Origin of the sequence: Massilia pseudoviolaceinigra (genome assembly GCF_030846505.1) — a bacterium.
Lineage (GTDB): Bacteria > Pseudomonadota > Gammaproteobacteria > Burkholderiales > Burkholderiaceae_D > Telluria_A > Telluria_A violaceinigra.
Map to the genome: position 1 here is coordinate 90,394 of NZ_JAVCWL010000008.1, position 26,850 is coordinate 117,243.

Below are 26,850 nucleotides of genomic sequence, written 5' to 3' on the forward strand. Positions count from 1 at the left end.
ACGTCGTCGTCGCTCTCGCTATCTTTTGATCCGTGGTCATGGCGTCAAGGTGGTATCCACGTGCAAGCATATACCCCAAAGAAACTTTGCCACAACAAGCTTGCATTTGCAGGCAACTTCTGTGTTATGATCTCCGGCTTCCTCCTTCACTGGCGGAAGACAATGTGAAAGCAGGCATCTAAGTGCAGCACAGCGTTGCCACCTGCAATCCTATAATGGAGCTGTCCGGAAGGACAGAACTGCTATGCCTAAAATGAAGACCAAAAGCTCCGCGAAGAAGCGTTTTCGCGTGCGTCCAGGTGGAACCGTTAAATCGGGTCACGCTTTCAAACGTCACATCCTGACCAAGAAAACCACCAAGAGCAAGCGCCAACTGCGCGGAATCACGAACGTCGATGCAGCGGATGTCAAGTCCGTCATGCGTATGATGCCGTCGGCTTAATCTCACCACTCAATTTAAGGAGTTACTATGCCTAGAGTAAAACGTGGGGTTACAGCTCGTGCCCGTCATAAGAAAATTCTTGTACAAGCTAAAGGCTACCGTGGTCGCCGCAGCCGTGTATACCGTGTTGCCAAGCAAGCAGTCATGCGCGCTGGCCAATACGCTTACCGCGATCGCCGCAACAAGAAACGCGTATTCCGCCGCCTGTGGATCGCCCGTATCAACGCCGCTTCCCGTGAGCATGGCGTAACGTACAGCGTATTCATGAACGGCCTGAAAAAAGCATCTATCGAACTGGACCGTAAAGTCCTGGCCGATATGGCTGTGATGGACAAGCCGGCGTTCGCCGCGATTGTCGCAGCAGTGAAAGCCAAGATCGCTGCGTAAGCAATGATCGATGCAAGCGTTGCCTCCGGGTGGCGCGAAAAGAGCGGGGCAGAGGTTCAAACCTGTGCCCCGTTTTTGATTGTGGCGCGTGCGCCAGTCCCGCTCAACAGGAAAAAAACATCGCATGAACTCCCTGGAAGAACTCGTCGTCTCGGCACAGGCTGACTTTATCGCCGCCGAAGATGCTGCCGCACTGGAAAACGCCAAAGCCAAGTACCTTGGCAAGACTGGCCAGATCACCGAGCAAATGAAGGGCCTGGGCAAGCTCGACCCGGAACAGAAAAAGGCCCAGGGCGCGCTGATCAACGCCGCCAAGGTCCGGATCGAAAACGCCCTGACCGCACGGCGCGATGCGCTGGCCAATGCCCAGCTCGAAGAGCGCCTGAACGCCGAAGCGATCGACATCACCCTGCCGGGCCGCGGCCGCTCCGGCGGCGGCATCCACCCGGTGATGCGCACCTGGGAACGGGTCGAGGAAATCTTCCGCTCGATCGGTTTCGATGTGGCCGACGGCCCCGAAATCGAGACCGACTGGACCAACTTCACGGCGCTCAACAGCCCGGAAAACCATCCGGCCCGCTCGATGCAGGACACCTTCTATATCGAAGGCAACGACAGCACCGGCAAGCCGCTGCTGCTGCGCACCCACACCAGCCCGATGCAGGTGCGCTACGCGCGCACCCACACGCCGCCGATCAAGGTGATCGCGCCCGGCCGCACCTACCGCGTCGACAGCGACGCGACCCACTCGCCGATGTTCCACCAGGTCGAAGGCCTGTGGATCGCCGAAGACATTTCGTTCGCCGACCTGAAGGGCGTGTACCTGAACTTCGTCAAGGCCTTCTTCGAGACCGACGACCTGCAGGTGCGCTTCCGTCCGTCGTACTTCCCGTTTACGGAACCCTCGGCCGAGATCGATATTGCGTTTGGCAGCGGTCCGCTCAAGGGCCGCTGGCTGGAAGTGTCGGGCGCCGGCCAGGTGCATCCGACCGTGGTGCGCAACTTCGGGCTCGACCCTGAAAAATTCATCGGCTTCGCGTTCGGCTCCGGCCTCGAGCGCCTGACGATGCTGCGTTACGGGATCAACGACCTGCGCCTGTTCTACGAAGGCGACCTGCGCTTCCTGAAGCAATTTAACTAATTCAAGGTTCACTGATTATGCAATTTTCCGAAAATTGGCTCCGTACCATGGTCGATCCGAAGATGACTTCGGATGAACTGGCTCACCTGCTGACCATGTCCGGCCTGGAAGTGGAAGAAGTCGAAGCGGTCGCGCCGCCGTTCTCGAACGTGGTCGTGGCGGAAGTACTGGAAGTGGCCAAGCACCCGAACGCGGACCGCCTGAACGTGTGCAAGGTCAACGTCGGCACCGGCACCTTGCTCAACATCGTGTGCGGCGCGCCCAACGTGCGCGCCGGCATGAAGGCCATCTGCGCCATGGCCGGCGCGATCCTGCCGCCGGGTGCGGACGGCAAGCCGTTCGCGATCAAGGTCGGCGAGCTGCGCGGCGTGGAATCGCAGGGCATGATGTGCTCGGCCAAGGAATTGAAACTGTCCGAGGAAACGAGCGGCCTGATGGAGCTGCCGGAAGATGCGCCGGTCGGCCAGAACATCCGCGACTATCTCGCACTGAGCGACCTCAAGTTCACCATCAAGCTCACCCCGAACAAGGCGGACTGCCTGTCGGTGCTGGGCGTGGCGCGCGAAGTGTCGGCCCTGACCGGCACGCCATTGACCTTGCCGCAGATCCGCCCGGTGGCGGTCAATGGCAGCGAAATCCTGCCGGTGACAATCAGCGCGCCGGACCTGTGCGGCCGCTTTTCGGGACGCGTCATCCGCGGCCTGAACGCCAGGGCAGCCACCCCGGACTGGATCCGCCAGCGCCTCGAGCGCAGCGGCCAGCGTCCGCTGTCGGCCCTGGTCGATATTTCCAATTACGTCATGCTGGAACTGGGCCGTCCCTCGCACGTGTTTGACATGGACAAGATCCATGGTGCGCTGGATGTGCGCTGGGGCAGGAAGGGCGAGTCCCTCAAGCTCCTCAACGGCAATACCGTGGACGTGGACGACTGGGTCGGCGTGATCGCCGACGAGCAGGAAATCGAATCGCTGGCCGGCATCATGGGCGGCGACGCAACCTCGGTCACGTTAGAGACCACCAATATCTACCTGGAAGCGGCGTTCTGGTGGCCGAACGCCATCCAGGGCCGCGCGCGCCGGTTCAATTTTTCGACCGATGCGGCGCACCGCTTCGAGCGCGGCGTCGATTTCGCCACAACCGTCGAGCACATCGAGCGCATCACCGCGCTGATCGTCGAAATCTGCGGCACCCAGGACACCGTGGTCAGCCCGATCGACGACCAGATCGTCAACGTGCCGTTGCCGAAAGCGGTGACCCTGCGCACCGCGCGTGCGCAAAAGGTGATCGGCGTGCCGATCACCGACGCCATGGTGGCCGACATTTTCACGCGCCTGGGCCTGCCGTTCACGCAGGAACCCGGCCTGTTCGCCGTGACCGCGCCGACCTACCGTTTCGACATCGAAATCGAGGAAGACCTGATCGAGGAAGTGGCGCGCGTGTATGGCTTCGAGAACATCCCGGCGCTGCCGCCGGTGGCCGCCAGCCAGATGATCATCGCGCCGGAAAACACCCGGTCCCTGTTCGCCGTGCGCCACCAGCTGGCCGACCTCGGTTACCAGGAAGTGGTGAACATGAGTTTTGTCGATTCCGCATGGGAAACCGACTTCTCGGACAATGCCGACCAGATCAAGCTGGTCAATCCGATCGCCAGCCAGATGAACGCGATGCGTTCCTCGCTGATCGGCTCGCTGGTGGCCAATGTGCGTTATAACCTGAACCGCAAGGCGGGCAGGGTGCGCGTGTTCGAAGTGGGCGCGATCTTCCGCCGCAATGCGCAAGCGGCCGATGGTCCGCTGTCGGTGGCCGGTTTCGACCAGCCCAAGCGCGTGGCCGGCATCGCCTACGGTCCGGCGCTGGACGAACAATGGTCGCTCAAGTCGGCACCGGTCGATTATTTCGATGTCAAAGCCGATGTGGAAGCCCTGTTCGCGCCGCGTCCCCTGCGTTTCGTGAAAACGGCCCATCCGGCCCTGCATCCGGGCCGCTCGGCGGTCATCGAGCTCGACGGCAAGGACATTGGCTTTATCGGCGAACTGCACCCGCGCTGGCTGCAAAAGTACGATTTGCCGCAGGCGCCGGTCTTGTTCGAGGTGGATGCGATTGCGTTGCAGCAACGATCCGTGCCAAAATATGAAGAGATCTCGAAATTCCCCGGCGCCACGCGCGACCTGGCTTTCGTGGTCAAGAACACGGTTGCGGCGCAGGACCTGCTCGATGCTTTTGCCGCTGAACTGCAGGTAAATCCAGCAGGAAAGATTGTGCAAGCCATTGTTTTGTTTGATGAATATCGCGGAAAAGGGATCGAGGCCGACGAAAAAAGCCTTGCTTTCCGCTTTGGCTTGCAAGATACTCAAACCACCCTGCAGGACGATGTGGTCGAAGGCGTCATGAAGGCGCTGGCGGCGTCGGCCCAGCAGAAACATGACGCGAAGCTGCGTTCATAACCGATCCCACGAGCAGTAACGATACGAGGCAGGGCTGTAAAATTAATAACAACGACGTTGATTCCGCCGTACTCCAGTCGGCGCTGGCAGCCGACCTGCACCGTGCGATGCAGGTCGCCAGGGTTCGCCAGGACGCTGAGAAGAATCTCCCGACCCTGACCAAGGCCGAGCTGGCCGAACTGCTGTTCGAGCAGGTCGGCCTGAACAAGCGCGAAGCCAAGGACATGGTCGAGACCTTCTTCGACGAGATCAGGAATGCCCTCGAGCGTGGCGAAGCGGTGAAGTTGTCGGGCTTCGGCAACTTCCAGCTGCGCGACAAACCGCAGCGGCCCGGCCGCAATCCCAAGACCGGTGAAGAAATCCCGATCACGGCGCGCCGCGTCGTGACCTTCCACGCCAGCCAGAAGCTCAAGGGCATGGTCGAAGAAACCAGCCCGATGGCGCGCGCCGCCTAAAGTGAACCGATGAACGATCGTGCGAGCAAGGCTGATCTGATCGTGCTGCCGGCCATTCCGGCCAAGCGCTATTTCACGATCGGGGAAGTGAGCGAGTTGTGCGGCGTCAAACCGCACGTACTTCGTTACTGGGAGCAGGAATTTACCCAGCTTAAACCGGTCAAACGACGTGGAAACCGCCGCTATTATCAGCACCACGAGGTGTTGTTGATCCGTCGTATCCGCGAACTGTTGTACGAACAAGGCTTTACGATCAGTGGTGCGCGCAATAAACTCGATAGCCGCATTGGCGGACTGCTTGCGCCACCGTGTGATGACGACGCCGACGCGGCGGCGCTTGACGCCGTGGTGGCGCCGCCCGAACTCGACCGGGCCGTGATCCGCAGCGAACTGGTCGCCATACTAGCCCTGCTCAAAGGCCCGGGCTAGGACGGCGGCCGTGTCCCGTCGCCAATCGCGGGGGCCTTGTGCCCCTTTGCTGTTTTTGAAGGCCGGTGTGAGCACGCAGCGCCAGTGCGCTGTCATACGTGTTTGTACTGAACAGCCAGAGTGCTAGAATACTAACGCATGCGCAGTGCCGGGCGCGTGGTTTGCCTCGGCTCTTTCCTATGCAAGGATAATTTAAGGGAAGACAATGATACGCGTTGCCATATGTGACGATCACCAGATAGTACGTGCAGGTTTTAAACAGATTTTTTCTTCGTCACCCGACTTCGATGTCGTGGCCGAAGGGGCAACCGGGCGCGAAGCGCTGGACATTGCGCGTCGTGAAATTTGCGACGTGCTGCTGCTCGATATCGCCATGCCGGACCAGAGCGGCATCGACATTCTGCGCACCATCCGCCAGGGACAGCCCAACCTGCCGGTGCTGATTCTGTCCGGCTATCCGGCCCAGCAATATGCGCTGAACCTGTTCAAGATGGGCGCCAACGGCTACCTGAACAAGGAATGCGAGGCCGACGAGCTCAAGACGGCGGTGCGTACCGTGTTCCAGGGCCGCCGCTACGTCAGCTCGACCGTCGGCGAATTGCTGGCCCAGAGCTTCGACCGCGATCCCAACACGGCGCTGCACACCGAGCTGTCGGACCGCGAGTTCCAGGTGTTCCTGCGCCTGGCCAAGGGTGCGACCGTGTCCGACATCGGCGTTGCCCTCTCGCTCAGCATCAAGACCGTGTCGACCTACCGCACGCGGATCATGGAAAAAATGGGCTTGCAGTCGAACAGCGACCTGACCTATTACGCCATGAAAAACAACCTGCTCGACTGATCCTCCGGCGGACTTGCCGCGGCCCCGCCGCCCGGCCCCGCCGCCCGGTCCGGCCAATCTGCCCTGCCACCCGGCGGGGCGCCGCCGTCTCCGCCGCGCAGTGCGCGCGCACCTGTCCGTCACCACCTCCTACGGTCCAGCTCGGCTGCGCCCCGGCAATTCCCGGACTATAATTGCCCCAAGCCGGCTCTGCAGTGCGCAAAAGGATTTCCAGGATGTATTTTTCCACCGAACCACCCGTTACAACCGGGTTGCCCTTCTATAAGACGGTGGTGTGCCTGACGTGCGTGCTGATCCTGATCATTAACGGCGTCAGCCTGTTCCACAACCTCGGTTCGCTCAAGGGCGCCAACGAAATCCAGGGCCAGACCGCCAAGGTGATCGACAAGGTCCAGTATGTGAACGTGCTGATCATGGATGCGGAAAGCAGCCTGCGCGGCTATTTCCTGTCCGGTTCCGAAGTCTACCTGGGACCGCTGCGCACGGCCTCGTCCGAGATCGATGCCCAGTTCGCCGAACTGGAACGCTTGCTGGCCGACAGTCCTTCCCAGCGCCGCAACCTGGCCCAGCTGCATACCCTGGTCTACCGCAGGCTCGACACCATGAACCAGGTGCTCGATGTCTACCGCCAGGGCGGGCTGGACGACATTCTCAAGATTGCCGGTTCGTCCGACAGCAAGGCCGAGATGGATGAAATCCGCCTGCAGGTGGTCATCCTGGTGCAGGAACAGAACGAATTGCTGTCCGCGCGCAGCGCCACCTTTTACCGCCAGTACCGGCACGCCGTGTTTTTGGGCATCACCATCAACGCCATGGCGATCCTGGTGCTGGCCTTGTTTTACCGCCTGATCCGGCGCAGCTATTTCGCCCGCGACATGACCCAGCGCGCCCTGGAAAACGCCAACGATAACCTCGAGTCGATGGTGGCGCTGCGCACCGAACAGTTATCGGTGCTCTCGCGCCACCTGATCAGCGTCAGCGAAGAGGAAAAGGCGCGCCTGGCGCGCGAACTGCACGACGAACTCGGCGCCAACCTCACCTCCATCAATATCGACATGAATGCCGTGGCGGACGCCCTGCGCGCGGAGCGGCCCGAACTGGCCCTGATGCTCGACCGTGCGCGCGCGACCCTGGTCGACACGGTGGAACTGAAGCGCCGCATCGTCGAAGACCTGCGCCCCAGCCTGCTCGACCACCTGGGCTTGTCCGCCGCCGTGCAAAGTTATTGCGAGGAGTTCGGCCGGGTCGCCGGGCTCGATTGCGAAGCCCTGATCGATGGCGACGTCGATGTTGCCGGCCCCATGCATGCGATTGCCGTGTTCCGCATCGTGCAGGAGTCGCTCAACAATATCGCCAAGTATGCCCGCGCGCGCCACGTGATCGTGCACCTGGGCCGTGAAGCGGGTGGTTTGTCGCTGGAAGTGAGCGACGATGGCGTCGGCATCGACAGCGAAGCCGTGGCCAAGCCCAAGTCGCACGGTTTGCTGGGGATGCGCGAACGCGCCTTGCTGCTGGGGGGAAGTTTGCGGGTGAAGCGGGGAGTCAATGACGTGGGAACCTGCGTCGAAGCATTCATTCCCCTGTCGCGCGCCGCCGACGGCGGCGACGCGGCGCCGGAACAAGCGGCGCCCCTGCCGTTTAGCGGGCTACATCCATCAGAAGGCGATCGTATTCCGTCTTCGCGACCTTATAGCATTCGCCGGCGTACTCCTCCAGGCCCTGGCGGTCGATCACCGTGATATTGCCGCGGCGGTATTGAATCAGGCCATCATCCTGCAGCTTGCCGGCGGCGGCCGTGATGCTTTCGCGGCGCACCCCCAGCATGATGGAAATGAGTTCCTGGGTCACTTTCAATTCGTTCGATGCCGAACGGTCGAGGCGGTCGAGCAGCCAGCGGCACAGCTTCTGTTCGATCGAGCTGTGGCGCCCGCCGACAGCGTTCTGGGCCATCTGGGCGAACAGCGCATTGGTGTAGCGCATCAAGAGCTGGGGCAGGGCGCCGCCCTGGTTGAAGGCGTCGCGCAGGTACTGGGTCTTGAGGCGGTAGCCGTAGCCGGCGCTCTGGACCACGGCGCTGCACATGGCGCGTTCGCCCATGAACAGCGACATGCCGACCACGCCCTCATGCCCGACCACGGCGATCTCGGTGGTGGCGCCATCTTCCATCACGTACAGCAGCGACACGATGGCCGTGGTCGGGAAGTAGACGTTTTCGAGCTTGCTGCCGTATTCAAACAGTTCTTTGCCAAAAGGCAGGGCCACGAGTTCCAGGTGTTCGAACAGGGTCTCGAGATCGTGACGGGGAAGGGCGGCCAGCAATTCATTCTGCTGGGTACCGCTAAAGCTGACAACGGGGCGGGAAGCAACTTTTAACTCTTGCGCGCTGGCAGGAATCTGGGCGACCGGCGATGTATTCTGGGCGGTACCACCAAGTTGAGTGTTGTTCATTTTTATTCCTCACTATCTGAGACTATCTTCAAGGGCGCTTCACCTGGACTTGCAGCGAATCGCGATGTACGAACAGTAAAGCTTCCGTCTGTTGGCGAACATAAGACTGGTAGTCGCCCCCATGTAGGTTCAATGCATAAATCCTTGTGGGCCCAGTCCTACTGGGGGAAACCGCAATAAATTGTTTTTTTACTCACGCTTTAAGGTGGGTAAACGCACAGAACCTGCATAAAACCCCGATTTTGGCCTGCGGCAAGGCTTGGGATTTGCCCCCGCCATGCGTCATAATGTGAATATCGCAACTTAATGAGAGCCGCGCGCATGCACGTATTACTGGTCGAAGACGATGCCGTGCTGGCCGATGGCCTCACCCGCCTGCTGCAGGGCCACGGGATGGTGGTCGACGTGGTCGGCAGCGGCACCCAGGCCGACCAGGTGCTGCAGCGCGCCGAGGTGGCGGTGGTGGTGCTCGATATCGGCCTGCCCGGCATCGATGGCTTCGAGGTGGTGCGGCGCCTGCGCGCGCGCGGCAGCAACGTGCCGGTTCTGCTGCTGACCGCGCGCGACGCCATCGAAGACCGGGTGCGCGGGCTCGAGCTGGGCGCCGACGATTACCTGGTCAAGCCCTTCGCCACGCCGGAACTGGTGGCGCGCATCAAGGCCCTGGCGCGGCGCAATACGCCCAAGCCGGTCAGCCTGTCGCTGGGACGCCTGACGCTCGACACCTACACCAAGCGCGCCCGCATCGACGAGCGCGTGATCGACCTGTCGGTGCGCGAGTGGGCCGTGCTCGAATACCTGCTGCAGCACGGCGCGCGCGTGGTGTCCAAGCAGCAGATCATCGACGCCATCCTGCCGTGGGGCGAGGACCTGACCCTGAACGCGGTCGAAGTCTACATTTCGCGCCTGCGCCTGAAGATCGCCGACGCCGGCATCAGCATCCGCACCATCCGCGGCTTTGGCTACATGCTCGAACAGCATCCATGATCAGTATCCGGCTGCGCCTGCTCAAATGGCTGATCGTGCCGATTTTGCTGATCAACCTGGCGGGCGCCGCGCTGACCTACATGCTGGCCTGGATTCCGGCCCAGCTGGCGTTCGACCAGAGCCTGGCCGACGCGGCCGGTGCGCTGGCGGCGCGCCTGCGTCCCGGCAATGGCCGCGCCGAGATCGACCTGCCACGCCAGGCCGAGCAAGTGCTGCGCGCCGACGATGCCGATGTCCTGTACTTCATCGTGCGCGGCGCCGATGGCAATGCGCTGGCCGGCGACAGCGACTTTCCGGCACTGGCCGCGCCCAGCAGCCAGGCCTACGACGACACCATCCGCGGCGAGCCGGTGCGGGTAACGAGCCGCATGGTGCTCGCCGGTGGCGAGAAAATCCGCATCGGCGTGGCCAAGACCTTGCGCAAGCGCAAGCAGATCCGCTCGGCCACGGTGCGCGCGCTGATGCTGGTCGAGTCGCTGTTTACCGTGGCGCTGGTCGGGCTGATCTGGTTTTCGGTCACCAACGGCCTGCAACCGCTGGCGCGCATGCGCGCCAACCTGCTCGCGCGCGAGGGCAACGAGCTCGCGCCCATCGACGGTGCCGCCATTCCCGATGAGCTCAGCCCGGTCGTCAATGCCTTCAACGAGCTGCTCGACAAGGTGCAGACCGGGGCCCGCGCCCAGCACGATTTCCTGGCCGACGTCGCGCACCAGCTGCGCACCCCGCTGGCCGGGCTCAAGCTGCAGCTCGAATGGCTGGGCGCGCGCCACCAGGCCGACCCCGACACCGCGCAGTCGGTGCGCCTGATGCTGCTCTCGAACGAGCGCATGATCCGCCAGACCAACCAGTTGCTGGCCCTGGCGCGCGCCGAGCCGGCGCGCTTCGAAAAAACCCGCCTCGAACGGCTCGACCTGTCGGTCCTGATCGAGCAGGTGATCCAGTATTTCGTCGATGAAGCGGGCAAGAAGCGCATCGATATCGGCTTCGAGCTGCTGCCGACCCGGGTCAGCGGCGACAGCTTCCTGCTGCGCGACCTGATCGATAACCTGATCGACAATGCCGTGCGCTACACCCCGGATGGGGGAACGGTGACGGTGCGCTGTTATCAGGAAGGCAAGTTCGGGGTCTTGATCGTCGAAGACTCCGGCCCCGGCATCCCGCCCCACCAGCGGGCCATGGTGTTCCAGCGCTTCCTGCGGCTGGACGACAAGATTCCCGGCAGCGGCCTGGGCCTGGCGATCGTGCGCGATATCGCCCAGGCGCACGGCGCCACGGTCGAGATCGGCAACGGCCCCGGCGGCGCCGGCGTGCAATTTACAGTCAGGTTCCCCGCCAGCTGAGCACTATTGTCGTATTTACCTCGCCAAAGGGCGGTTTACTTCGCCTTGTCAGCATTCTGTCAGCCTTTCCTCAGTGTAATGCAAGCTTCGTTCTTTATAATTAGCAACAACAGGGACACTCCGTCCCGGCTATTTACTTCAAAGGTGCAGGATGATGTTATCTGCGAAACCAAACAGGGCACGCGGCTTTTCGCTCACCGAGTTGCTGGTCACGTTGACCATCGTCGGCGTGACCAGTGCGATCGGCTTTCCCATGCTGAGCGAATACGTTGAGGATGCGGCCGTGTCGACCCAGACCGATCTGGTGCTCGACACGCTCAATTACACCCGCTCCGAAGCGGTCAAGCGCAATACCCGGATCACCATGTGCCGCAGCACCACGGGAACCAGCTGCGCGGCGAGCAGCACGTCCAACGACTGGCGCATCGGCTGGATCGTGTTTGTCGATGACACCCTGGGTGGCACTGTCGGGGTGGTCGACGCCACGGAAACGGTACTCCGGGTGCAATCGGTGTTTTCGGGGCGTGGCAAGCTCGAGGCCACCGGCGGTACCCAGAATTATGTGTCCTATATCAGCAACGGCCAGACCAGGGATCAGAACGGCTTGGCCATTGTCGGTAATTTCTATATGTGCGGCAAGTCCGTCAAGACCAAGCGCAGGAGAATTGCGCTCACCGCCGGCACCGGCTGGGTCGGGGCCACCATCATCGCCCCTGCAGGCAGCTGCACAGCTTAACGAGGAGATTCAGAAATGCGACGTCAACAGGGTTTTTCGATGCTCGAAGTACTGATCACGATGATCGTGATCAGTGTCGGCTTGCTCGGCATTGCCGGGCTGATCATCACCAACATGAAGGCCAACCACAGCGCCTATTCGCGCGGCCAGGCGACCATTCTGGCGATGGATATCATCGACCGCATGCGCGCCAACCGCACCGTCGCCCAGGCCGGTGCGCCGTACATCATCGATGTCGAAGCGCCGACACCGGCCGCGGTGGCCACCGTGGGCGACCGTGACATCAGGGAGTGGCGCATGGCCCTGGCCAGTGCGATCAAGGAAGGCACCGGCGGCGTCGCCTTCGATGCCTCCGGCAATGTGACCGTCACCATCCAGTGGAACGACACGCGCGCCACTGGCGACGGCGCCACCATCGGCCTGAAGAAGCAACAATTTGTCCAGGAGACCCGGTTATGACAGTTCGTCCAAGCGCGCCGCGCAATCTCGGCACCAGCAAGCAGCAGGGTCTCGGCCTGGTCGAGGTGCTGGTGGCCATGACCGTCGGCCTGGTTCTGTTGGGCGGAGTGGGATACATGTTCATCGGCTCGAAGCAGATGAACACGGCCCAGACCGACGTCGTGCGCATTCAGGAAAGTACCCGCAACGCGCTCGACGTGGTCGGCATCGCCCTGCGCCAGGCCGGCTACCGGCTCAACATGAACCGGATGGAAATCGAGGGCGACGCGATCCAGGGAACCGTCGGCGCCGACTCCGATATCCTGATCGTGCGTCACGATCCGAACTGGGTCGTCGATCCGACCGTGCCGCCGAACCGCTTGCTGGGCCGCGAGCGCAATTGCGTGGGGGTCGACATTACCTCCGACAATGCGGTCAATGCGGCGACGGCGGACCCCCAGGTCAACAACAACCTGGTCATCTACCAGTTCAGGGTCGTCAACAGACAGCTGATGTGCTATGCCAGCACGTCCGTGGCCGCGCCCGGCGTGGGCGTTGTCGTGGCCGACAATGTCGAGCGGATGAAGGTGACCTACGGGATCGGGAACCGCCAGGAAGCGGTGACTAACTATGTTGCCGCGCCGCCGGATTTCACCAACGTGTCGGCCGTGCGCATCACCCTGCTGCTGCGCGGTCCGTCCGGCGGCGTCACCGTCGGCCCGCAAACGGTCAGTTTCAACGGCGCCGACGTCACCACCAACGACGGCCACCTGCGCCGGGTTGTCACCGCCACCTTCAACGTTCGCAATCGGTCGAGGTTCTAATGTCTCAAGCTACTTTTTTCCGGCCACGGGCCACGCAGTCGGGCGTCGTTCTGGTGACCGGGCTGGTGTTTTTACTGGTCCTGACGATGTTCGTTCTCGCTCTGGTGCGTAGCGGCACGCTCGAAGAGCGCATGACGCGCAATGCGCGCGATCAGCAGGTGGCGCGGGAATCGGCGGAAGCCATTTTGCGCGATGCCGAAGTCGTGTCGTTCAACAAGGCGCCGTTCGATCCCTACGAAGCCTCGGCGTTTTCTCCCAAATGTCCGAAAGGACTGTGTTTGAAGCCCGGTGGCGCGCCCAGCTGGGACACCATCGACTGGAAGGACGATGATATGACGCGCATATTCTCTGTTCCCGCCCTGAACCTGGTTGGCGTCACCACCCAGCCGCGTTACATCATCGAAATGATCACTCCACCTGTAAAGGCGAGCAGTTCCGGACAGTGCAGTGACGGCATTGCACGTCTTACCGCGCGCGGTCAGGGTAACGGTGGTGCAACTGCCTTTGTGCAGACCACCGTGCGTTTCCGTGTGTATTCCAAAATTTGCGATTAGTACTGCAACCACCATTCTGCGGGAGAATTCTCATGCAACTTAAAACAAAAATCGCCGCCGGGGCGGGCCTTGTCGGCCTGGCCACCGCGGCGCTCGTCACCGTCATGGCGGCGGCACCGTTCGATTCGGCGCAGCAGCCTATCGGCTATGTCGGGCAACCGGTGTCCTCGAGTACCAACGTGGCCGACGGCAAGGCCCGGATGTTCGCCATCGATTACAACGCCGCCACCCTGGGCGGCAATCTGCACTCGTTCCCGATCAGCTCCGGCGGTACCATCGGCGCCACGGATAACTGGATCGGCGGCGCCGAAGCCATGATCGCGGCCCAGGCCCTGGCCGGCACGCGCAATATCGTCACCATGAGCGACGCCGCATCCCCGGCCGGCATTCCATTCACGTGGGCCGCGCTGTCGGCCGCCCAGCGTGCCATGGTCGATTCCAAGACCGCGGCGGTCACGTCCAGCACGGTCTCGCCGGTCCTCGATTACTTGCGTGGCGTCAAAACCGCCGAGGGTACCACCTACCGTGTCCGTACCAGTTCGCTCGGCACGCTGATCCATTCGACCCCGGTCTACTGGAAAGATGCGACGGGTAATGAAACCGTGTACGTGGGCGCCAACGACGGCATGATGCACGCCATCGATGCGGTCACCGGCAAGGAACGCTTCGCCTATATTCCCAGGACCTTGTTGCCGCGCCTGGAAGTGCTTTCGAGCAAAGCTTTCACGCCGCAATACTACGTCGATGGCCGTCTGGATGTCCGCAAGTTCACCAACAAGACCATTCTCGTCGGTACCTTGGGCGGCGGCGGCAAAGCCGTGTTCGCCCTCGATGTGAGCAATGGCGCGACCGGCAACGAAGCAGGTGCCGCAGCAAAAGTCATGTGGGAAGTCAATAACAAGTCCGCCGGCTTTGCCAATCTCGGCGATACCTATGGCGCGCCGGTGCTGACAAGGTTGCTGAAAAAGAAGGCGGTCTTGCCGACGGAACAAAACGAGTACTATGATGCCCTGGTGATGGGCAATGGCTACAACAATACCGGCAGCGGTGCTGCAACCTTGCTGGTCATCGATGCCCAGACCGGTAAGCTGATCAAGGAAATCGCCACCCCGGGCGGCAGTGCCACCGCGCCTAACGGCCTGTCCTCGCCTTCGCTCTGGGACACGGACGAAGATGGCGTCAAGGATGCGGCGTATGCCGGCGACATCGATGGCAATATGTGGAAGTTCAATCTGAACGATCTGACGGCCTCGCCGGTGCAGTTGCATGCGCGTGAAGACAGCGACCCCGCGCGCGCCATTACCACGGCGCCGGGCTTGACGGCTCACCCGAGTGGCGGCGTGCTGGTGGCGTTCGTCACCGGCCGTTTGTATACCGCCGACGACATGAAAGTGAACAATACCGTTCATTCTGCTTACGGCATCCGCGACAAGGCCTCCAGCAGCCTGCCGCTGCTTGAGCAGACGCTGAGCGAGTACACCTTCGGTGCCGGGGCCAGCGCGATCCGGGTGCGGACATCGAGCAACAAGCCGATGAACTGGATCACCCACCGCGGCTGGAAAGTGCCGCTGCCGAAAGGCGAGCGCGTGGTTGGCGACGGCATCTTCATCATGGGCGACGTGTTCCAGTTTTTCAGCACCAATCCGATGGTCGATACCACGGCCAAACCGCCGGGCGAAAACTGGTGGATGCAGCTGAACTGGCGCAATGGCGGCACCACGGGCGAGGTCATTTTCGATCTGAACAACGATGCGAAGTACACCTCCGATGACATGGTCCTCGATAGCTTGAACAAGCCGCTGGCACCGGTGGGTCGCCACATGGGCGGGGGCGTGCGTTCCCAGCTGATCGGGCTGTCGGCCGGCGGCGTGGATGTGTACCAGTCCAATTTTGACCAGAACGATGCACCGAAGCCGGACACGGTCGACGTCAGCACGGCCACCGTCGGTGGTGAGCGCGGCGTCGCTGGCGGTCACTTCGATACCGATATTTTCTGCTACAACAAATGCGGCGGTGCCACCGAGGTCGGCTACTTTGGCGGCGTGTCGGCAGCCAGCGGACAGTATGCCATCGGACGCGAAGCGACCTATGGCGATGTCGCCAACCAAAACTATGTCCACGTCCACGAATACGACGATATTTACGACGTACTCGGCCTGAACATGCTGCATCCGAGCCAGGATGAGCAACGCCTGGCGCCGACGGTGGCCAGCACGCAGGAAGCCTATGCTCCCGACCTGCCGACCCTGATGAGCCAGAACGCCGGCCCGGCAAGTGCGACGGTCGTGTCGACCACGAACTGGACTGCCAAGACGTACAAAGGTATTCCTTATGCATACAGTAATTATTCGGAGGGAAAACGTACTGCGGTAACCGGTTATCCGAAGTCGACCGTGGCCACCGATGGCACGCTCACCTTCATTAACCAGGTCACCTATACGACGACGCGCCAATCCGTCGAGGTCAGGAATATCAAGAAAGTATCGGGTACCAACAACACCTATTCCTATGAGGAACGGACGATCCGCAGTACCTGGACCACGACCCAGACCACCACCGATGTCGTGCCTAACACGCGCTTCAAGGTACTGGTGGCCAACCAGGCTTATTCGCCAGCAATCAAACTGAGCATCGAGGGCTCGGACGGCACCGGCACCGGCGGTACGTACAAAGGCGTGGTAACGGGTTACCAGACCGGCGGCGGCCTGTCGGTCGCGACATTGCCTGCTTACAAGATGAACAACATCAAGGACTTGCAGGTTTCCATGCCGCTTGACGCATTCGTCGCCCGCGACTGGGTTGGCAACGGCATCTTGCGTAACGGCGTCCATCCGATCAAGCCGCAATGCGCCGGCGTGGTCGATGGCATATCGGAACTGGGTCCGAAAGGCGAATGGCGCAACGGCGCGCTGACCGTTCAGGTGGTGAAAGCCGATATCGCGCAAAGCGACATCCAGCTCAATGTGGCGAACCGGCCGGATCTGGGCTACCGCCTGATCACGTCGAAACTGCCGGAAAAGCTGATCGCCGAGTACTTGATCTACTGGCACCATCCGACCAATCTGTGCATGGGCGATCCAGGCTGGACATATGCCGCCGCGCCGGATAACAAGGCCTCGACCGCCGGCCAGGGTGTGCCGGCAGCCGGTTCGCTCGATCCGAAGGGCTCGTTCCAGCAAGGTAATGGCGATCCTGCGCCACCGACCAAGCCGGCGACCAATCCGCCTCCGGTGGTCGTCAAGAACCCTGATGGCAGCACGACCACGACGACGATCAAATATACCGACCTGGCCAGTGGCGGCTATGTGATCGAAACCACGGTCAAGATCAGCTGGCCAGTCTCGTCGGGCAGCCCGACTACCGGTATCGTAACGGGTGGCGCGGTCAGTTCCGGCTCGTCCGATCCGGCCTGCACGGTCAACTGCAAAGGCGGAGTCGATCCAACCGGGCCGAAGCTGGAAACAGCGACGCTGGGCCGTATTAACTGGAGGGAGTTGCAACGATGAAACGCTTTCATTTGAATCGGACGGGCAGCGGCTTCACCCTGATCGAATTGATGATCACGGTGGCCATCGTCGGGGTCCTGTCGGCGGTCGCGCTCGAGTCGTACACGAGGAATGTGCTCAAGTCCCAGCGTTCGGTCGCCCAGGGCGTGTTGATGCAAAACGCCCAGTTGCTCGAGCGTTACTACACGACCAAGGGCGACTACGCGGGCGGTCCGCTGTCTTCGGCGACCTCGCCCAAGGACGTGGCGCCGGCAGCGGTGCGGTATAACATCACCAACACCATTTCGGCGGACGGATCGACCTTCACGCTGACGGCAACGCCGACCGCGAAGCAGGTGAAGGATGAATGCGGCATTATGACTGTGAGCAACACCGGAGCACAGACCGCAGCCAAGCCGACCGACTGCTGGTAAGCAGGCAGTAAGCAGGCAGTAAGCAGGCAGTAAGCAGGCAGTAAGCAGGCAGTAACCGGGCGCGGCTCCCCGCCGCGCCCGAATCAGTTCACACGAGCAGGGCAAGTATCGGTAAAATCGACGGTTTTGTGCGAGGCCATGTTATGGCTGAGAATATGGCCAACGATACCGATACTTCCCTTCCCGATTCAGATCTTCCCGCGTCCGGCGCGACGCTCGCCCCCGCGGCGATTGCCCGCGAAGTTGCACGCCGCCGTACCTTCGGCATCATTTCCCACCCCGACGCAGGCAAGACCACGCTGACCGAAAAGCTGTTGCTGTTTTCGGGCGCGATCCAGATGGCCGGCACGGTCAAGGCCCGCAAGAGCGGCCGCCACGCCACCTCCGACTGGATGGAAATCGAAAAGCAGCGCGGCATTTCCGTGGCCAGCTCGGTGATGCAGTTCGAGCACCGCGACCACGTCATCAACCTGCTCGACACCCCCGGCCACCAGGACTTCTCGGAAGACACCTACCGCGTGCTCACCGCCGTCGACTCGGCCCTGATGGTGATCGACGCGGCCAAGGGCGTGGAGACGCAGACCATCAAGCTGCTGGCCGTGTGCCGCATGCGCAATACGCCGATCGTCACCTTCATGAACAAGATGGACCGCGAAACGCGCGATCCGCTCGACCTGCTCGACGAACTCGAATCGGTCCTGAAGATCCAGTGCGCCCCGGTGACCTGGCCGATCGGCATGGGCAAGAACTTCCGCGGCGTGTACCACCTGCTGCGCGATGAAATCATGCTGTTCAAGGCCGGCGAGGAAAAGGCCGACGGCGCCTTCGAGATCGTCAAGGGCATCGACAATCCCAAGCTGGCCGCCATGTTCCCGCTCGAAATCGAGCAGCTCAAGATGGAAGTGGAACTGGTGCACGGCGCCTCGCATCCGTTCGACCTGGCGCAGTTCCTGGCCGGCGTGCAGACCCCCGTGTTCTTCGGTTCGGCGATCAACAACTTCGGCGTGCGCGAAATCCTCTCGGCGCTGGTCGACTGGGCCCCGGCCCCGCGCGAGCGCGACGCCACGGTGCGCGTGGTGGCCCCCGCCGAGCAGCCGTTCTCCGGCTTCGTCTTCAAGATCCAGGCCAATATGGACCCGGCCCACCGCGACCGCATTGCGTTCTTGCGCGTGTGCTCGGGGCGCTTCGAGCGCGGCATGAAGGTCAAGCACCTGCGCCTGGGCCGCGAGATCAAGGTCTCGTCGGTGGTCACCTTCATGGCGTCCTCGCGCGAACAGGTCGAGGAAGCCTACGCCGGCGACATCATCGGCCTGCCCAATCACGGCAACATGCAGATCGGCGACAGCTTCTCGGAAGGCGAGATGCTGCAATTTACCGGCATCCCGTACTTCGCGCCGGACTTCTTCCGCTCGGTGCGCATCCGCAACCCGCTCAAGATCAAGCAGCTCCACAAGGGCTTGCAGCAGCTGGGCGAAGAGGGCGCGGTCCAGGTCTTCAAGCCGGTCCAGGGCGGCGAGCTGGTACTGGGCGCGGTCGGAGTGCTGCAGTTCGAGGTCGTGGCCAGCCGCCTGCTCAACGAGTATGGGGTCGATGCCGTGTTCGAAGGCACCAGCATCAGCAGCGCGCGCTGGGTCAGCGGCGAAGACAAGCGCATCCTGGCCGATTTCGAGTCGGCGCTGGGCCACAACGTGGCCTACGATGCGGCCGGCAACATGGCTTACCTGGCGACCTCGAACGTCAACCTGCGCCTGACCGAAGAGCGCTGGCCCAAGCTGACCTTCCACGCCACCCGCGAGCACGCGGTCAAGCTGGCCTAAGCCGTACCTACGTCCGCTCGCCCCAGCTGCTGCGCTTCTCGCGCAGCAGCGCGGTCACCTGCGCGGCCGGCATGGGTCTCGCAAAATAATATCCCTGCATGATGTCGCAGCCCGCCTGGCGCAGGAAGTCGAGCTGCGCCAGCGTTTCCACGCCTTCGGCCACCACGCTTAACTGCAGGCTGTGCGCCATGGCGATGATGGCCGTGGCGATCGCTTCGCCGTCGCCCGGCACGTCGTGCACAAAGCTGCGGTCGATTTTCAATTGGTCGATCGGGAAGCGCTTCAGGTACGACATCGACGAGTAGCCGGTGCCGAAATCGTCGATCGACAGATGGATGCCGGCCGCCTGCAAGCCATGCAGCAGGTCCAGGTTGGCGTTCACGTTCTCCATCAGGACCCCCTCGGTGATTTCCAGTTCCAGCAGGCTGGCCGGCAGGCCGGTTTCGTCGAGGATGGCGCGAATTTCATTCATCAGGGCGCCGTCGCGGGTCTGGCGCGCCGACAGGTTCACCGCCACGTGCACCAGCGTGTCGAGCAGCCCCTGGTCGCGCCACGCCGCGGCCTGGCGGCAAGCCGTTTGCAGCACCCAGCCGCCGAGCGCCACGATGATCCCGGTCTCCTCGGCCACCGGAATGAATTCGGCCGGGCTGACGTGTCCCAGTTCGCGGCAGTGCCAGCGCGCCAGCGCTTCCACGCCCACCACGCGCCCGCTGCGCACGTCGATCTGCGGCTGGTAGTGCAGTTCCAGTTCGCCCTTCTCGAGCGCGCGGCGCAGGTTCGCTTCGAGCTTAAGGCGTTTCTGGGCGCGCTGTTCCATGGCCGGCTGGAACGCTTCGAAGCCATTCTTGCCCCTGGCCTTGGCGTGGTACATGGCCGTGTCGGCGCTGCGCATGAGCGTGCGCGCGTCGCCGGCGTCGCGCGGATACATGCTCACGCCGATACTGGCGCTCACGTACAGCTGGTGTCCTTCCACCTCGAACGGCGCGGCCAGGGCGGCGAGGATCTTGCGCGCCACTTCGTCGACTTCGTCCGGCTGGCCGGGATCGTGCTCGCGCGGCTCGACGATGATCACGAATTCGTCGCCGCCGATGCGGCAGATGATGTCGTTCCCGCGCAAGGTCTGCACCAGGCGCGCGGCCACCAGTTTGAGCAGATGGTCGCCGCAGTCGTGGCCTAGCGTGTCGTTGACCACCTTGAAGTTATCCAGGTCGAGCAGGAGCAGGCCGACCCCGTCGCCCGCGCCCTCGGCCCGGTCGGCGCGCTCGAGCGCGAACGCCAGACGCTCGTTGTACTCGTGGCGGTTGGGCAGGTTGGTGACCGAATCGACATGCGCCAGGCGCTGCAGGTGGTCTTCGGCGCGGCGCACCGCGCGCCGCATCGACGACACCATCGCATAGGCCAGTGCGAGCGAGCCCAGGGCCACCGCCAGGGTCAGGCCGGCGTACGTGAGCAGGCGCGCGAACAGCTGGTCCAGGGTGGCGCGGATCAGCACCACCCCGACCCGCTGCTGGTTCACGCGCACCACGTGCGCCACTTCCACCACGTCGATGCCGTAGCGGTAGCCGGCAGCGAGCAGGGCGGCATCGGGCGCGCCCGGCTGGGGGCCGGTCCCGCGCTGGTAGTGCGCCAGCAGCACGCCGCGCGCGTCGAAAATGCTGGCGCTGCCCACGCTGGGCGAGACCGCAAGGCCCGCCAGCGTTTCTTCGCCCGCCTTGGCATCGTTGAACAGCAGCGCCGCGCTGCTGTTGTTGCCCACGATCTGGGCCTGCACCCGCAGGTCGTCAGCCAGCACGCCGCGCATCGACAGGAACTGGAACACGATCAGCGCCAGGCTGGCCACGAACAGTGCCGCGGCCGCCGTCAGGATGGTGGTCAGCGCCAGCTTCCTGCCGAGCAGGCGCGGGGCGCCGATGAACACCGGGCGCGCGCTCATTGCACGCTCCTGGCCAGGCGCAGCAGCTTGGAGCTCAGGTTCAGCCGGGCCGCGCGCGCCAGCGCCATGTCGACATCGAACACAAGGCGTTCTTCGATCACCGCCATGGCGATGACCACGCCGTCCGGACCGACCACGCGGTCGTCCGACACCGTCAGCACCGGCGCCCCGGCCAGCTCGCGCCGCAGCTCGCGCCAGCGTTCGCGGTCGATCCGTTCGACCACCAGCACATGACAGCTGCGCAGCGGCGCGCCGGCATGGCGCACCGCGATGCGGTGGCCGTTGACGACCTTGTCGTGCAGCTTGCTCAGCGACGCGAACAGCGCGCCGCCGGCGTTGGCGCACACGCTGATCGGAGCGCCGCCCGCCAGCGCTTCCGGCGGCCACTCGGCAAACACGCTGAAATTGAAGATAAAGGCCGCCTTCATCGCCGCTTCCGGCACCGGATCGGCGCGCGCCGCCGTAGCAGCGGCGGCCAGCCCGGCCAGCAGCAGCCAGCACAGGCGCCGCGCGCGTGGGAGGCGGCGCTCAGAATGCATACGCCAGCCTTGCGCGCAGGCGCCGTCCGTCCTGCGCGATCACGCGCTGGCGGTGTTCGATGGAGGCCGGATCGGCATAGGCGCGGTCGAACAGATTGGTCACGCCGAGCGAGAGTTCGAGATTGGGCAGCAGGCGCGCGCGCATCAGGTTGGCGTTGACCACGACATGGCGCCTGGCCGTGCCCGAGACGCCGTGGCGCGCGCCCACATACTGGCCTTCGAGCGCGGCGCGCCAGCCGCCGGCGCCGAGTGGCGCGGACACATTGAGCTTGGCCAGGCTGGCCGGCGCGTTGACCGGTTGCTCGAGCGCGTCGCTGACCCGGATCGCGCTGTAGCTGGTGCGCAGCGACAGGCCGCCCAGGGTGCCGCGTTCGTATTCGATTTCCACGCCGCGCGCGCCCAGGCGGCCGATATTCTCAAAACGCACGCTGGCCAATTCGTGCTGTTCGACCGGCGCGATCAGGTTTGACAGCGCGGTGCGAAACGCCGACACGCTCACGCGCGCGTTCTCGCCGAACTCCTGCACCAGCGCCAGTTCGGCCGAGCGCACCCGTTCCTCGCGCAGGCCCGGATTGCCGGTCTGGCCGCCTTCGCCGGGGAAGGCGTAGAATTTTTCGAAGCTGTTGGGCGAGCGGAAGGCGCTGCCGTAGATCGCCTTGATCGTGGTGGCCTCCAGCGGATTCCAGATCAGCGCGGCGCGCGGACTCCATACCCCGTCGCTGCCGCTGTTGCGGTCGTAGCGCAGGCCCAGGTTCAGCAGCACAGTCTCGCCCAGCGCCACCTGGTCCTGCAGATACAGGCCGGCGCGCCGGGCGCTACGCCGATCGTCCAGGTAGCTGTGGAACGGGGCGATGTCGAAACTGTACTGGTGCAGGCGGTAGTCGCGCTGCAGGTCGATCCCGGCCAGCACGGTGTGCCCGGCCAGGCGCGTGCTCACCACGCTCGCGTCGATGCCCCACCAGCGCGCGCTGCTGCCGTCGTGGCTGAGCGTGCGCGCTTCGTCGGAGGCCACGTAATCGCCGAACGAATCGTATTGGCCCCAGAACAGGCGTGCCTTGAGCTGTTCGACGGCGCCCGCCTCGCTGCGCCAGGCCGCATTGACATAGGTCTGGCGGTCGGTGGTGGCGGTGCGCGGGTCGTTGAAGCTCTGGCTGTAGGACGCGGTCGGGATGCCCTTGACCCGGTTCGCGTGGATCAGGCTCAAGGTGGCCGCGCCGTGCGTGGCGCGCGCGAAAAAACGCTGCCCGCGTTCGTCATCGAGGCCGCTCGCCACGCCGTGGTTCTGGGCGGGCGTGTCGAATTCGGGGAAGTACAGGTCGCGGCCATCGCTGCGGTGGGCGCTGGCGGCGATCAGGTACTCGCTGCCCTGGGGCGAGCGCCAGCCGACGCTGGCGGCGGCCTGGCGCGCGCCGTCCTGGCCGACTTCGAGCGATGCGCGCGTGCCCGCCACCGCGCCCGGGGTTTTGGTGATCACATTGATCACGCCGATGAAGGCGTTCGAGCCGTAGATCGACGAACCGGGGCCGGGCACGAACTCGATGCGCTCGATCAGGTCCAGGTCGAGCGGGAATTCGGCGCCCACCGGCGCCTGGTCGTAGACCGCGTCGTTCATGCGGTTGCCGTCGACCTGCAGCAGGAAGCGGGTATTGAAGTCGCCCGGGCGCAGGATGCCGCGCTGCCCGAGGTAACTGTAGTTGCGGTCATAACTGAGCACCATCCCGCGCACGCTGCGCGCCACGTCGGCCAGGGTGCGCCAGCCGAAATGGCGGATGTCGGCCTTGGTGATGACCGTCACCGACGAGGGCGCGCGGCTCGACTTCTGCATGAACTTGGAGGCGCTGTAGACCTCCATCGACATCAGCTGTTCGAGGGGCAGGGTGGTCAGGTCGGGCGGGTCGCCGGCGCGCGCGCCCGCGCAAGCGAGCATGGACAGCGCCAGTGCCCGCGTCAGTGCCCGCGCCAATGCCGGCGCATGGCGCCGCAGGCGGAACGGGGTCGGACGGGTGGGCGCTGGCATCATAGTGGGTACGTCTTGAAAATTGACGTACAACAACATTTTGGCAGCTTGTGGCCGGCTTGTACAGAAATGACCCCGCGCTTGTCGGCCCAGCGCCACAAACCTGGCCGCGGCGCCTCTTATTTGGCCGGGGTGGCCAGCGGTTTGCCCTGTTCGACCATGTACACTCCGACCAGGCGCATGGTGGCGGCGCCGGGGTTATGCGCATCATGCACGATGCCGGCCGGGATCACGAAGGCTTCGCCGGCGCGCACGGTGCGCGGCGCGGCGCCGTCGATCAGCAGCTGGCCCTCGCCTTCGAGCACGTAGCCGATTTCGTCGCCCGGGTGGCTGTGACGCCCGGCGCGCGCGCCGGCGGCCAGTTCGACCCGCATCACCACCGCCTCGGTGTTGGGAAACGAGGCCGCGGCCCGGAGCACCGGCGTGCGCACGATGCCGCTGGCCTGGGGCGCGGCGCAGCCGGCCAGCGCCAGCGCCAGCAAGCCGGCGCCAATCGAGGCGGGCCGGCTCATGATGCGCCTTCCTCTTTGCGTGCCAGCGCGCCCCGTTCCAGCGAACGCGCCAGCAGCCAGGCGTCGACCAGGCTGGCCACCCAGCACGCCAGCATCACCGCGGCGGCGATATTCATCAGCGGCGTGGCCGTATCGCCCTGCTGGTGCAGGCGCTCGGCGATCAGCACCGGGTCGGCCGGCATGGCGCCGCTCAGCACTTCATCGGCCATGCGCGAGGCGGTGTCGACCACCTGCTTGAAAAAATAGATGGCCGCGACGAGCGTCGGCACGATAAACAGGCAGGCACGCGCGCGCCGGCCCAGGTAATACTGCCCGGCGCCGGGAAACACCAGGCCTGACAATAGCAGTGCGACCACTGAACGATTCATCTCTCTTCCTTGACTGATAGGCGCGATCCGCACGATTGATCCCGCGCAAACCGGCGCCCCGCGCGAACGCGTAAATTAACCTATGCGCTCAGGAAACATTGCGCCAACTCATCTTGCGCAGGCCGGCTGGCAGCAAATCATACCTGTCCCGGCGCCTGAATGCGCGTTCACCGACGTTGAAGGACAATATTGTGAAGATACTCATCAAGGCTGGCATGCTGCTGGCCTGTTTGTGGAGCGGCGCCGGCTGGAGCGCCCCGGCCGCTGCCGAGCCGGGCGAAAAAGACGCGGTGGCGCTGGTGGAGAAGGGCGCGCGCTTCATGAAGTTGCGCGGCAAGGAGGAAATGATCCGTTTGATCAATACCCGCGACCCGGAGTACAACCGTGGCACCCTGTACGTGGCCATGCGCGACCTCACCGGCATCACGGTCGCGCACCCGACCACGGCGCTGATCGGCAAGGATTTGCGCGACGTGCCCGACGCCGACGGCAAGCTGTTCCGCCACGAAATGATTGCCATCGCCAACGGACCCGGCCGCGGCTGGGTCGACTACAAATTCAAGAACCCGGTCAACGGCAAGGTCGAGGCCAAAACCACGTATGTGTTGCGCATTGGCGACGTGGCCCTGGAAGCCGGCGTCTACAAGCACTGACATGCTGGAACGCCTGCGCATCGGTCCCAAGCTGCTGCTCGCACCCGGCCTGGTGCTGCTGTTGCTGATCCTCTCGTCAAGCAGCGCATGGTATGCGATGGTGCGCCAGAACCAGGCGGTCGACACCATCGTGGGCGAGCGCGCCGCCCGCATCCGCGATGCCAACGAACTGGTGGCCGATGCGCAGCACGCGCATGCGCGCATGTACCAGTTGCTGACCTGGATCAGCGCCAGCTTTTCGGCGCCGCGCATCGAGCAGCTGGGCCAGGATATCTATCAGCGCCACGCCGCCATCGAACGCAAGTTCGCGGCCCTGGCCGGGCGCACCGCCAGCGCCAGTGCCGAGCAGCGCTTCGTCACCCAGGCCGGGGCCGCGCATGCCGTCTACATGCGCGCCATTGTCGACGTGATCGAACTGTCCCAGGTCGACCACTCGATGAGCGCGAACGCCATGTCCAAGGCCGAACGGGCCTTCGGCGTGGTCGCCATGCGCCTGTCGGAACTGGCGCGCTTCGAGCAGGATCTGAGCGAACGCGCCTCGACCCGCGCCGCCGCCGACTTTGCCGCGCTGTCGGTGCTGATGCCGCTGCTGGTGGCCCTGTCGGTCGCCGGCACGCTCGGCATCACCATGCTGGTGCGGCGCGCGCTGCTGCGCGACGTGCGCGGCCTGAGCGAGACCGCCGGCGAACTGGCCAGCGGCAACCTGACGGTGAGAAAGCGCAGCTACGGACGCGACGAAATCGCCGACACCGCGCGCACGCTCGACGCCAGCATCGGCACCCTGAACGCGACCCTGAAAAACATCCTGGCGTCGGCGCGCTCGATCGACAGCGCTTCGCGCGACATTGCCCTCGGCAGTGCCGGCCTGGCCAGCCGCAACGCGGCCCAGGCCAGCGTACTGAAACAGGCCGCCAGCACGGTCGAGGAACTGGGCGCCACAGCGGGCGTTGCGGCCCACAGCGCGCGCAGCGCCAACCTGCTGGCCGACGAAGCGTCGGCGCAGGCCATGTGCGGCGGCGGTGTGCTCGACCGGCTGGTGCTGACCATGGCCGCGGTGCGCGGCAGTTCGCAGCGCGTGGCGCAGATTATCGGCGTGATCGACAACCTGGCGTGCCAGACCAATGCGCTGGCGCTCAACGCGGCGGTCGAAGCGGCGCGGGTCGGGGAGCAGGGGCATGGCTTTGCCGCTGTGGCGGGCGAAGTGCGCATGCTGGCGCAGCGCTCGGCCAGCGCCGCGCGCGAGATCAAGGAGCTCATTGCGCAGTCGCTCGCCGAGATCGACGGCGGCAGCGCGGGCGCGTCGGAAGCGGGCCTGCGCATGGCGGGCATTGCGCAATCGGTGCAGCAGGTGGGGGACATGGTCAGCCGGATCGGGCAAGCCAGTACAGGGCAGGCCGGCGGCATCGGCGCGGTGAGCGACGCGATCGTGCAGATGGACCAGATGACACGGCAAAATTCCGTGCTGGTGGAAGAAGCGGCATCGGCGGCGCAAAGGCTGCAGTGCCAGGCGCTGACCCTGTCGAAAGCGGTCAGCGGCTTTCGCATCGACGACAGCGTGCTTGACCCGGCAGGGCCGCCGAAGAAAACCATACCGCATCTGCGGCTGGCCTCGCGGCGGCCCTGACGATA

The 26,850-nt window shown here is 63.9% G+C and carries 25 protein-coding genes; 19 read left to right on the forward strand and 6 right to left on the reverse strand.

The features are described 5' to 3' along the window. The first annotated feature begins 244 nt into the window (after positions 1-244). From rpmI to RBA40_RS09945, 8 genes are all read left to right on the forward strand, one after another. Positions 245-442 carry a 50S ribosomal protein L35 gene (gene rpmI / locus RBA40_RS09910; RefSeq protein ID WP_054262960.1) on the forward strand — a complete coding sequence of 66 codons (198 nt, stop codon included), beginning with the start codon at positions 245-247 and terminating at the stop codon, positions 440-442. Between the two features lie 27 nt (positions 443-469). Further along, the gene (gene rplT, locus RBA40_RS09915) at positions 470-829 is read left to right on the forward strand and encodes a 50S ribosomal protein L20 (protein ID WP_054262959.1); all 360 of its coding nucleotides are present in this window, start codon (positions 470-472) and stop codon (positions 827-829) included. 124 nt (positions 830-953) lie between these two features. Beyond that, positions 954-1,970, forward strand: a complete 1,017-nt coding sequence (pheS, locus tag RBA40_RS09920; protein WP_306647749.1) for a phenylalanine--tRNA ligase subunit alpha — start codon at positions 954-956, stop codon at positions 1,968-1,970. Positions 1,971-1,987: 17 nt separating this feature from the next. After that, complete coding sequence (gene pheT, locus RBA40_RS09925; RefSeq protein WP_306647750.1) at positions 1,988-4,414, forward strand: phenylalanine--tRNA ligase subunit beta; 2,427 nt, start codon at positions 1,988-1,990, stop codon at positions 4,412-4,414. A 107-nt stretch (positions 4,415-4,521) separates the two neighbouring features. Beyond that, on the forward strand, positions 4,522-4,869 hold the full coding sequence (locus tag RBA40_RS09930; RefSeq protein ID WP_054262956.1) for an integration host factor subunit alpha: 348 nt from the start codon (positions 4,522-4,524) through the stop codon (positions 4,867-4,869). Positions 4,870-4,878: 9 nt separating this feature from the next. Continuing rightward, positions 4,879-5,298 (forward strand): MerR family transcriptional regulator, encoded by a 420-nt coding sequence (locus RBA40_RS09935; protein WP_306647751.1) that lies wholly within the window; start codon positions 4,879-4,881, stop codon positions 5,296-5,298. Positions 5,299-5,503: 205 nt separating this feature from the next. Then, the gene (locus RBA40_RS09940) at positions 5,504-6,136 is read left to right on the forward strand and encodes a response regulator transcription factor (RefSeq protein ID WP_054262954.1); all 633 of its coding nucleotides are present in this window, start codon (positions 5,504-5,506) and stop codon (positions 6,134-6,136) included. 215 nt (positions 6,137-6,351) lie between these two features. After that, complete coding sequence (locus tag RBA40_RS09945; protein WP_306647752.1) at positions 6,352-7,875, forward strand: CHASE3 domain-containing protein; 1,524 nt, start codon at positions 6,352-6,354, stop codon at positions 7,873-7,875. Here the strand turns inward: RBA40_RS09945 and RBA40_RS09950 are convergent. Continuing rightward, on the reverse strand, positions 7,775-8,584 hold the full coding sequence (locus RBA40_RS09950; protein WP_306647753.1) for a Crp/Fnr family transcriptional regulator: 810 nt from the start codon (positions 8,582-8,584) through the stop codon (positions 7,775-7,777). The genes RBA40_RS09945 and RBA40_RS09950 overlap by 101 nt on opposite strands. A 321-nt stretch (positions 8,585-8,905) precedes the next feature. Between RBA40_RS09950 and RBA40_RS09955 the strand changes: the two genes are divergently transcribed. From RBA40_RS09955 to RBA40_RS09995, 9 genes are all read left to right on the forward strand, one after another. Further along, the gene (locus RBA40_RS09955) at positions 8,906-9,571 is read left to right on the forward strand and encodes a response regulator transcription factor (RefSeq protein WP_054262952.1); all 666 of its coding nucleotides are present in this window, start codon (positions 8,906-8,908) and stop codon (positions 9,569-9,571) included. After that, positions 9,568-10,911: a sensor histidine kinase gene (locus RBA40_RS09960; protein ID WP_306647754.1), complete on the forward strand. Its 1,344-nt coding sequence runs from the start codon at positions 9,568-9,570 to the stop codon at positions 10,909-10,911. Before RBA40_RS09955 ends, RBA40_RS09960 begins: the two co-directional genes overlap by 4 nt. Before the next feature lie 151 nt (positions 10,912-11,062). Then, on the forward strand, positions 11,063-11,647 hold the full coding sequence (locus RBA40_RS09965; RefSeq protein WP_306647755.1) for a GspH/FimT family pseudopilin: 585 nt from the start codon (positions 11,063-11,065) through the stop codon (positions 11,645-11,647). Between the two features lie 15 nt (positions 11,648-11,662). Next, positions 11,663-12,106 carry a type IV pilus modification protein PilV gene (gene pilV / locus RBA40_RS09970; RefSeq protein ID WP_306647756.1) on the forward strand — a complete coding sequence of 148 codons (444 nt, stop codon included), beginning with the start codon at positions 11,663-11,665 and terminating at the stop codon, positions 12,104-12,106. Continuing rightward, positions 12,103-12,909 (forward strand): PilW family protein, encoded by an 807-nt coding sequence (locus RBA40_RS09975; protein ID WP_306647757.1) that lies wholly within the window; start codon positions 12,103-12,105, stop codon positions 12,907-12,909. The genes pilV and RBA40_RS09975 overlap by 4 nt, the downstream gene beginning before the upstream one ends. Next, positions 12,909-13,463 (forward strand): pilus assembly PilX family protein, encoded by a 555-nt coding sequence (locus RBA40_RS09980; RefSeq protein WP_306647758.1) that lies wholly within the window; start codon positions 12,909-12,911, stop codon positions 13,461-13,463. Before RBA40_RS09975 ends, RBA40_RS09980 begins: the two co-directional genes overlap by 1 nt. Before the next feature lie 32 nt (positions 13,464-13,495). Then, positions 13,496-16,969, forward strand: coding sequence for a pilus assembly protein (locus RBA40_RS09985; protein ID WP_306647759.1), 3,474 nt, complete (start codon positions 13,496-13,498; stop codon positions 16,967-16,969). Continuing rightward, entirely contained in the window at positions 16,966-17,382 is a 417-nt protein-coding gene (locus tag RBA40_RS09990) for a type IV pilin protein (protein WP_306647760.1), read from the forward strand. The genes RBA40_RS09985 and RBA40_RS09990 overlap by 4 nt, the downstream gene beginning before the upstream one ends. 143 nt (positions 17,383-17,525) lie before the next feature. Next, complete coding sequence (locus RBA40_RS09995; protein ID WP_374710473.1) at positions 17,526-19,199, forward strand: peptide chain release factor 3; 1,674 nt, start codon at positions 17,526-17,528, stop codon at positions 19,197-19,199. 7 nt (positions 19,200-19,206) lie between these two features. Here the strand turns inward: RBA40_RS09995 and RBA40_RS10000 are convergent, their stop codons facing one another. The 5 genes from RBA40_RS10000 to RBA40_RS10020 form a co-directional block, all read right to left on the reverse strand. After that, positions 19,207-21,132, reverse strand: coding sequence for a putative bifunctional diguanylate cyclase/phosphodiesterase (locus tag RBA40_RS10000; RefSeq protein ID WP_306647761.1), 1,926 nt, complete (start codon positions 21,130-21,132; stop codon positions 19,207-19,209). Next, positions 21,129-21,671 (reverse strand): YfiR family protein, encoded by a 543-nt coding sequence (locus tag RBA40_RS10005; protein WP_306647762.1) that lies wholly within the window; start codon positions 21,669-21,671, stop codon positions 21,129-21,131. The genes RBA40_RS10000 and RBA40_RS10005 overlap by 4 nt, the downstream gene beginning before the upstream one ends. Beyond that, positions 21,661-23,691 (reverse strand): TonB-dependent receptor plug domain-containing protein, encoded by a 2,031-nt coding sequence (locus RBA40_RS10010; protein ID WP_306647763.1) that lies wholly within the window; start codon positions 23,689-23,691, stop codon positions 21,661-21,663. The genes RBA40_RS10005 and RBA40_RS10010 overlap by 11 nt, the downstream gene beginning before the upstream one ends. Before the next feature lie 116 nt (positions 23,692-23,807). Then, complete coding sequence (locus RBA40_RS10015; protein WP_306647764.1) at positions 23,808-24,200, reverse strand: cupin domain-containing protein; 393 nt, start codon at positions 24,198-24,200, stop codon at positions 23,808-23,810. Beyond that, entirely contained in the window at positions 24,197-24,568 is a 372-nt protein-coding gene (locus RBA40_RS10020; protein ID WP_306647765.1) for a hypothetical protein, read from the reverse strand. Before RBA40_RS10020 ends, RBA40_RS10015 begins: the two co-directional genes overlap by 4 nt. Positions 24,569-24,783: 215 nt before the next feature. On the opposite strand from RBA40_RS10020, the gene RBA40_RS10025 reads away from it, so the two are divergent. After that, positions 24,784-25,221, forward strand: coding sequence for a cache domain-containing protein (locus RBA40_RS10025; RefSeq protein ID WP_099882615.1), 438 nt, complete (start codon positions 24,784-24,786; stop codon positions 25,219-25,221). A gap of 1 nt (position 25,222) precedes the next feature. Then, entirely contained in the window at positions 25,223-26,845 is a 1,623-nt protein-coding gene (locus RBA40_RS10030; RefSeq protein ID WP_306647766.1) for a methyl-accepting chemotaxis protein, read from the forward strand. The last annotated feature ends 5 nt before the right edge of the window (positions 26,846-26,850 follow it).

What these genes read in the sequence shown, in the direction of transcription:
- rpmI (WP_054262960.1), top strand. Translation starts at nt 245, where the DNA reads ATGCCTAAAATGAAGACCAAAAGCTCCGCGAAGAAGCGTTTTCGCGTG.
- rplT (WP_054262959.1), top strand. Translation starts at nt 470, where the DNA reads ATGCCTAGAGTAAAACGTGGGGTTACAGCTCGTGCCCGTCATAAGAAA.
- pheS (WP_306647749.1), top strand. Translation starts at nt 954, where the DNA reads ATGAACTCCCTGGAAGAACTCGTCGTCTCGGCACAGGCTGACTTTATC.
- pheT (WP_306647750.1), top strand. Translation starts at nt 1,988, where the DNA reads ATGCAATTTTCCGAAAATTGGCTCCGTACCATGGTCGATCCGAAGATG.
- RBA40_RS09930 (WP_054262956.1), top strand. Translation starts at nt 4,522, where the DNA reads ATGCAGGTCGCCAGGGTTCGCCAGGACGCTGAGAAGAATCTCCCGACC.
- RBA40_RS09935 (WP_306647751.1), top strand. Translation starts at nt 4,879, where the DNA reads ATGAACGATCGTGCGAGCAAGGCTGATCTGATCGTGCTGCCGGCCATT.
- RBA40_RS09940 (WP_054262954.1), top strand. Translation starts at nt 5,504, where the DNA reads ATGATACGCGTTGCCATATGTGACGATCACCAGATAGTACGTGCAGGT.
- RBA40_RS09945 (WP_306647752.1), top strand. Translation starts at nt 6,352, where the DNA reads ATGTATTTTTCCACCGAACCACCCGTTACAACCGGGTTGCCCTTCTAT.
- RBA40_RS09950 (WP_306647753.1), bottom strand. Translation starts at nt 8,584, where the DNA reads ATGAACAACACTCAACTTGGTGGTACCGCCCAGAATACATCGCCGGTC.
- RBA40_RS09955 (WP_054262952.1), top strand. Translation starts at nt 8,906, where the DNA reads ATGCACGTATTACTGGTCGAAGACGATGCCGTGCTGGCCGATGGCCTC.
- RBA40_RS09960 (WP_306647754.1), top strand. Translation starts at nt 9,568, where the DNA reads ATGATCAGTATCCGGCTGCGCCTGCTCAAATGGCTGATCGTGCCGATT.
- RBA40_RS09965 (WP_306647755.1), top strand. Translation starts at nt 11,063, where the DNA reads ATGATGTTATCTGCGAAACCAAACAGGGCACGCGGCTTTTCGCTCACC.
- pilV (WP_306647756.1), top strand. Translation starts at nt 11,663, where the DNA reads ATGCGACGTCAACAGGGTTTTTCGATGCTCGAAGTACTGATCACGATG.
- RBA40_RS09975 (WP_306647757.1), top strand. Translation starts at nt 12,103, where the DNA reads ATGACAGTTCGTCCAAGCGCGCCGCGCAATCTCGGCACCAGCAAGCAG.
- RBA40_RS09980 (WP_306647758.1), top strand. Translation starts at nt 12,909, where the DNA reads ATGTCTCAAGCTACTTTTTTCCGGCCACGGGCCACGCAGTCGGGCGTC.
- RBA40_RS09985 (WP_306647759.1), top strand. Translation starts at nt 13,496, where the DNA reads ATGCAACTTAAAACAAAAATCGCCGCCGGGGCGGGCCTTGTCGGCCTG.
- RBA40_RS09990 (WP_306647760.1), top strand. Translation starts at nt 16,966, where the DNA reads ATGAAACGCTTTCATTTGAATCGGACGGGCAGCGGCTTCACCCTGATC.
- RBA40_RS09995 (WP_374710473.1), top strand. Translation starts at nt 17,526, where the DNA reads ATGGCTGAGAATATGGCCAACGATACCGATACTTCCCTTCCCGATTCA.
- RBA40_RS10000 (WP_306647761.1), bottom strand. Translation starts at nt 21,132, where the DNA reads ATGAGCGCGCGCCCGGTGTTCATCGGCGCCCCGCGCCTGCTCGGCAGG.
- RBA40_RS10005 (WP_306647762.1), bottom strand. Translation starts at nt 21,671, where the DNA reads ATGCATTCTGAGCGCCGCCTCCCACGCGCGCGGCGCCTGTGCTGGCTG.
- RBA40_RS10010 (WP_306647763.1), bottom strand. Translation starts at nt 23,691, where the DNA reads ATGATGCCAGCGCCCACCCGTCCGACCCCGTTCCGCCTGCGGCGCCAT.
- RBA40_RS10015 (WP_306647764.1), bottom strand. Translation starts at nt 24,200, where the DNA reads ATGAGCCGGCCCGCCTCGATTGGCGCCGGCTTGCTGGCGCTGGCGCTG.
- RBA40_RS10020 (WP_306647765.1), bottom strand. Translation starts at nt 24,568, where the DNA reads ATGAATCGTTCAGTGGTCGCACTGCTATTGTCAGGCCTGGTGTTTCCC.
- RBA40_RS10025 (WP_099882615.1), top strand. Translation starts at nt 24,784, where the DNA reads ATGCTGCTGGCCTGTTTGTGGAGCGGCGCCGGCTGGAGCGCCCCGGCC.
- RBA40_RS10030 (WP_306647766.1), top strand. Translation starts at nt 25,223, where the DNA reads ATGCTGGAACGCCTGCGCATCGGTCCCAAGCTGCTGCTCGCACCCGGC.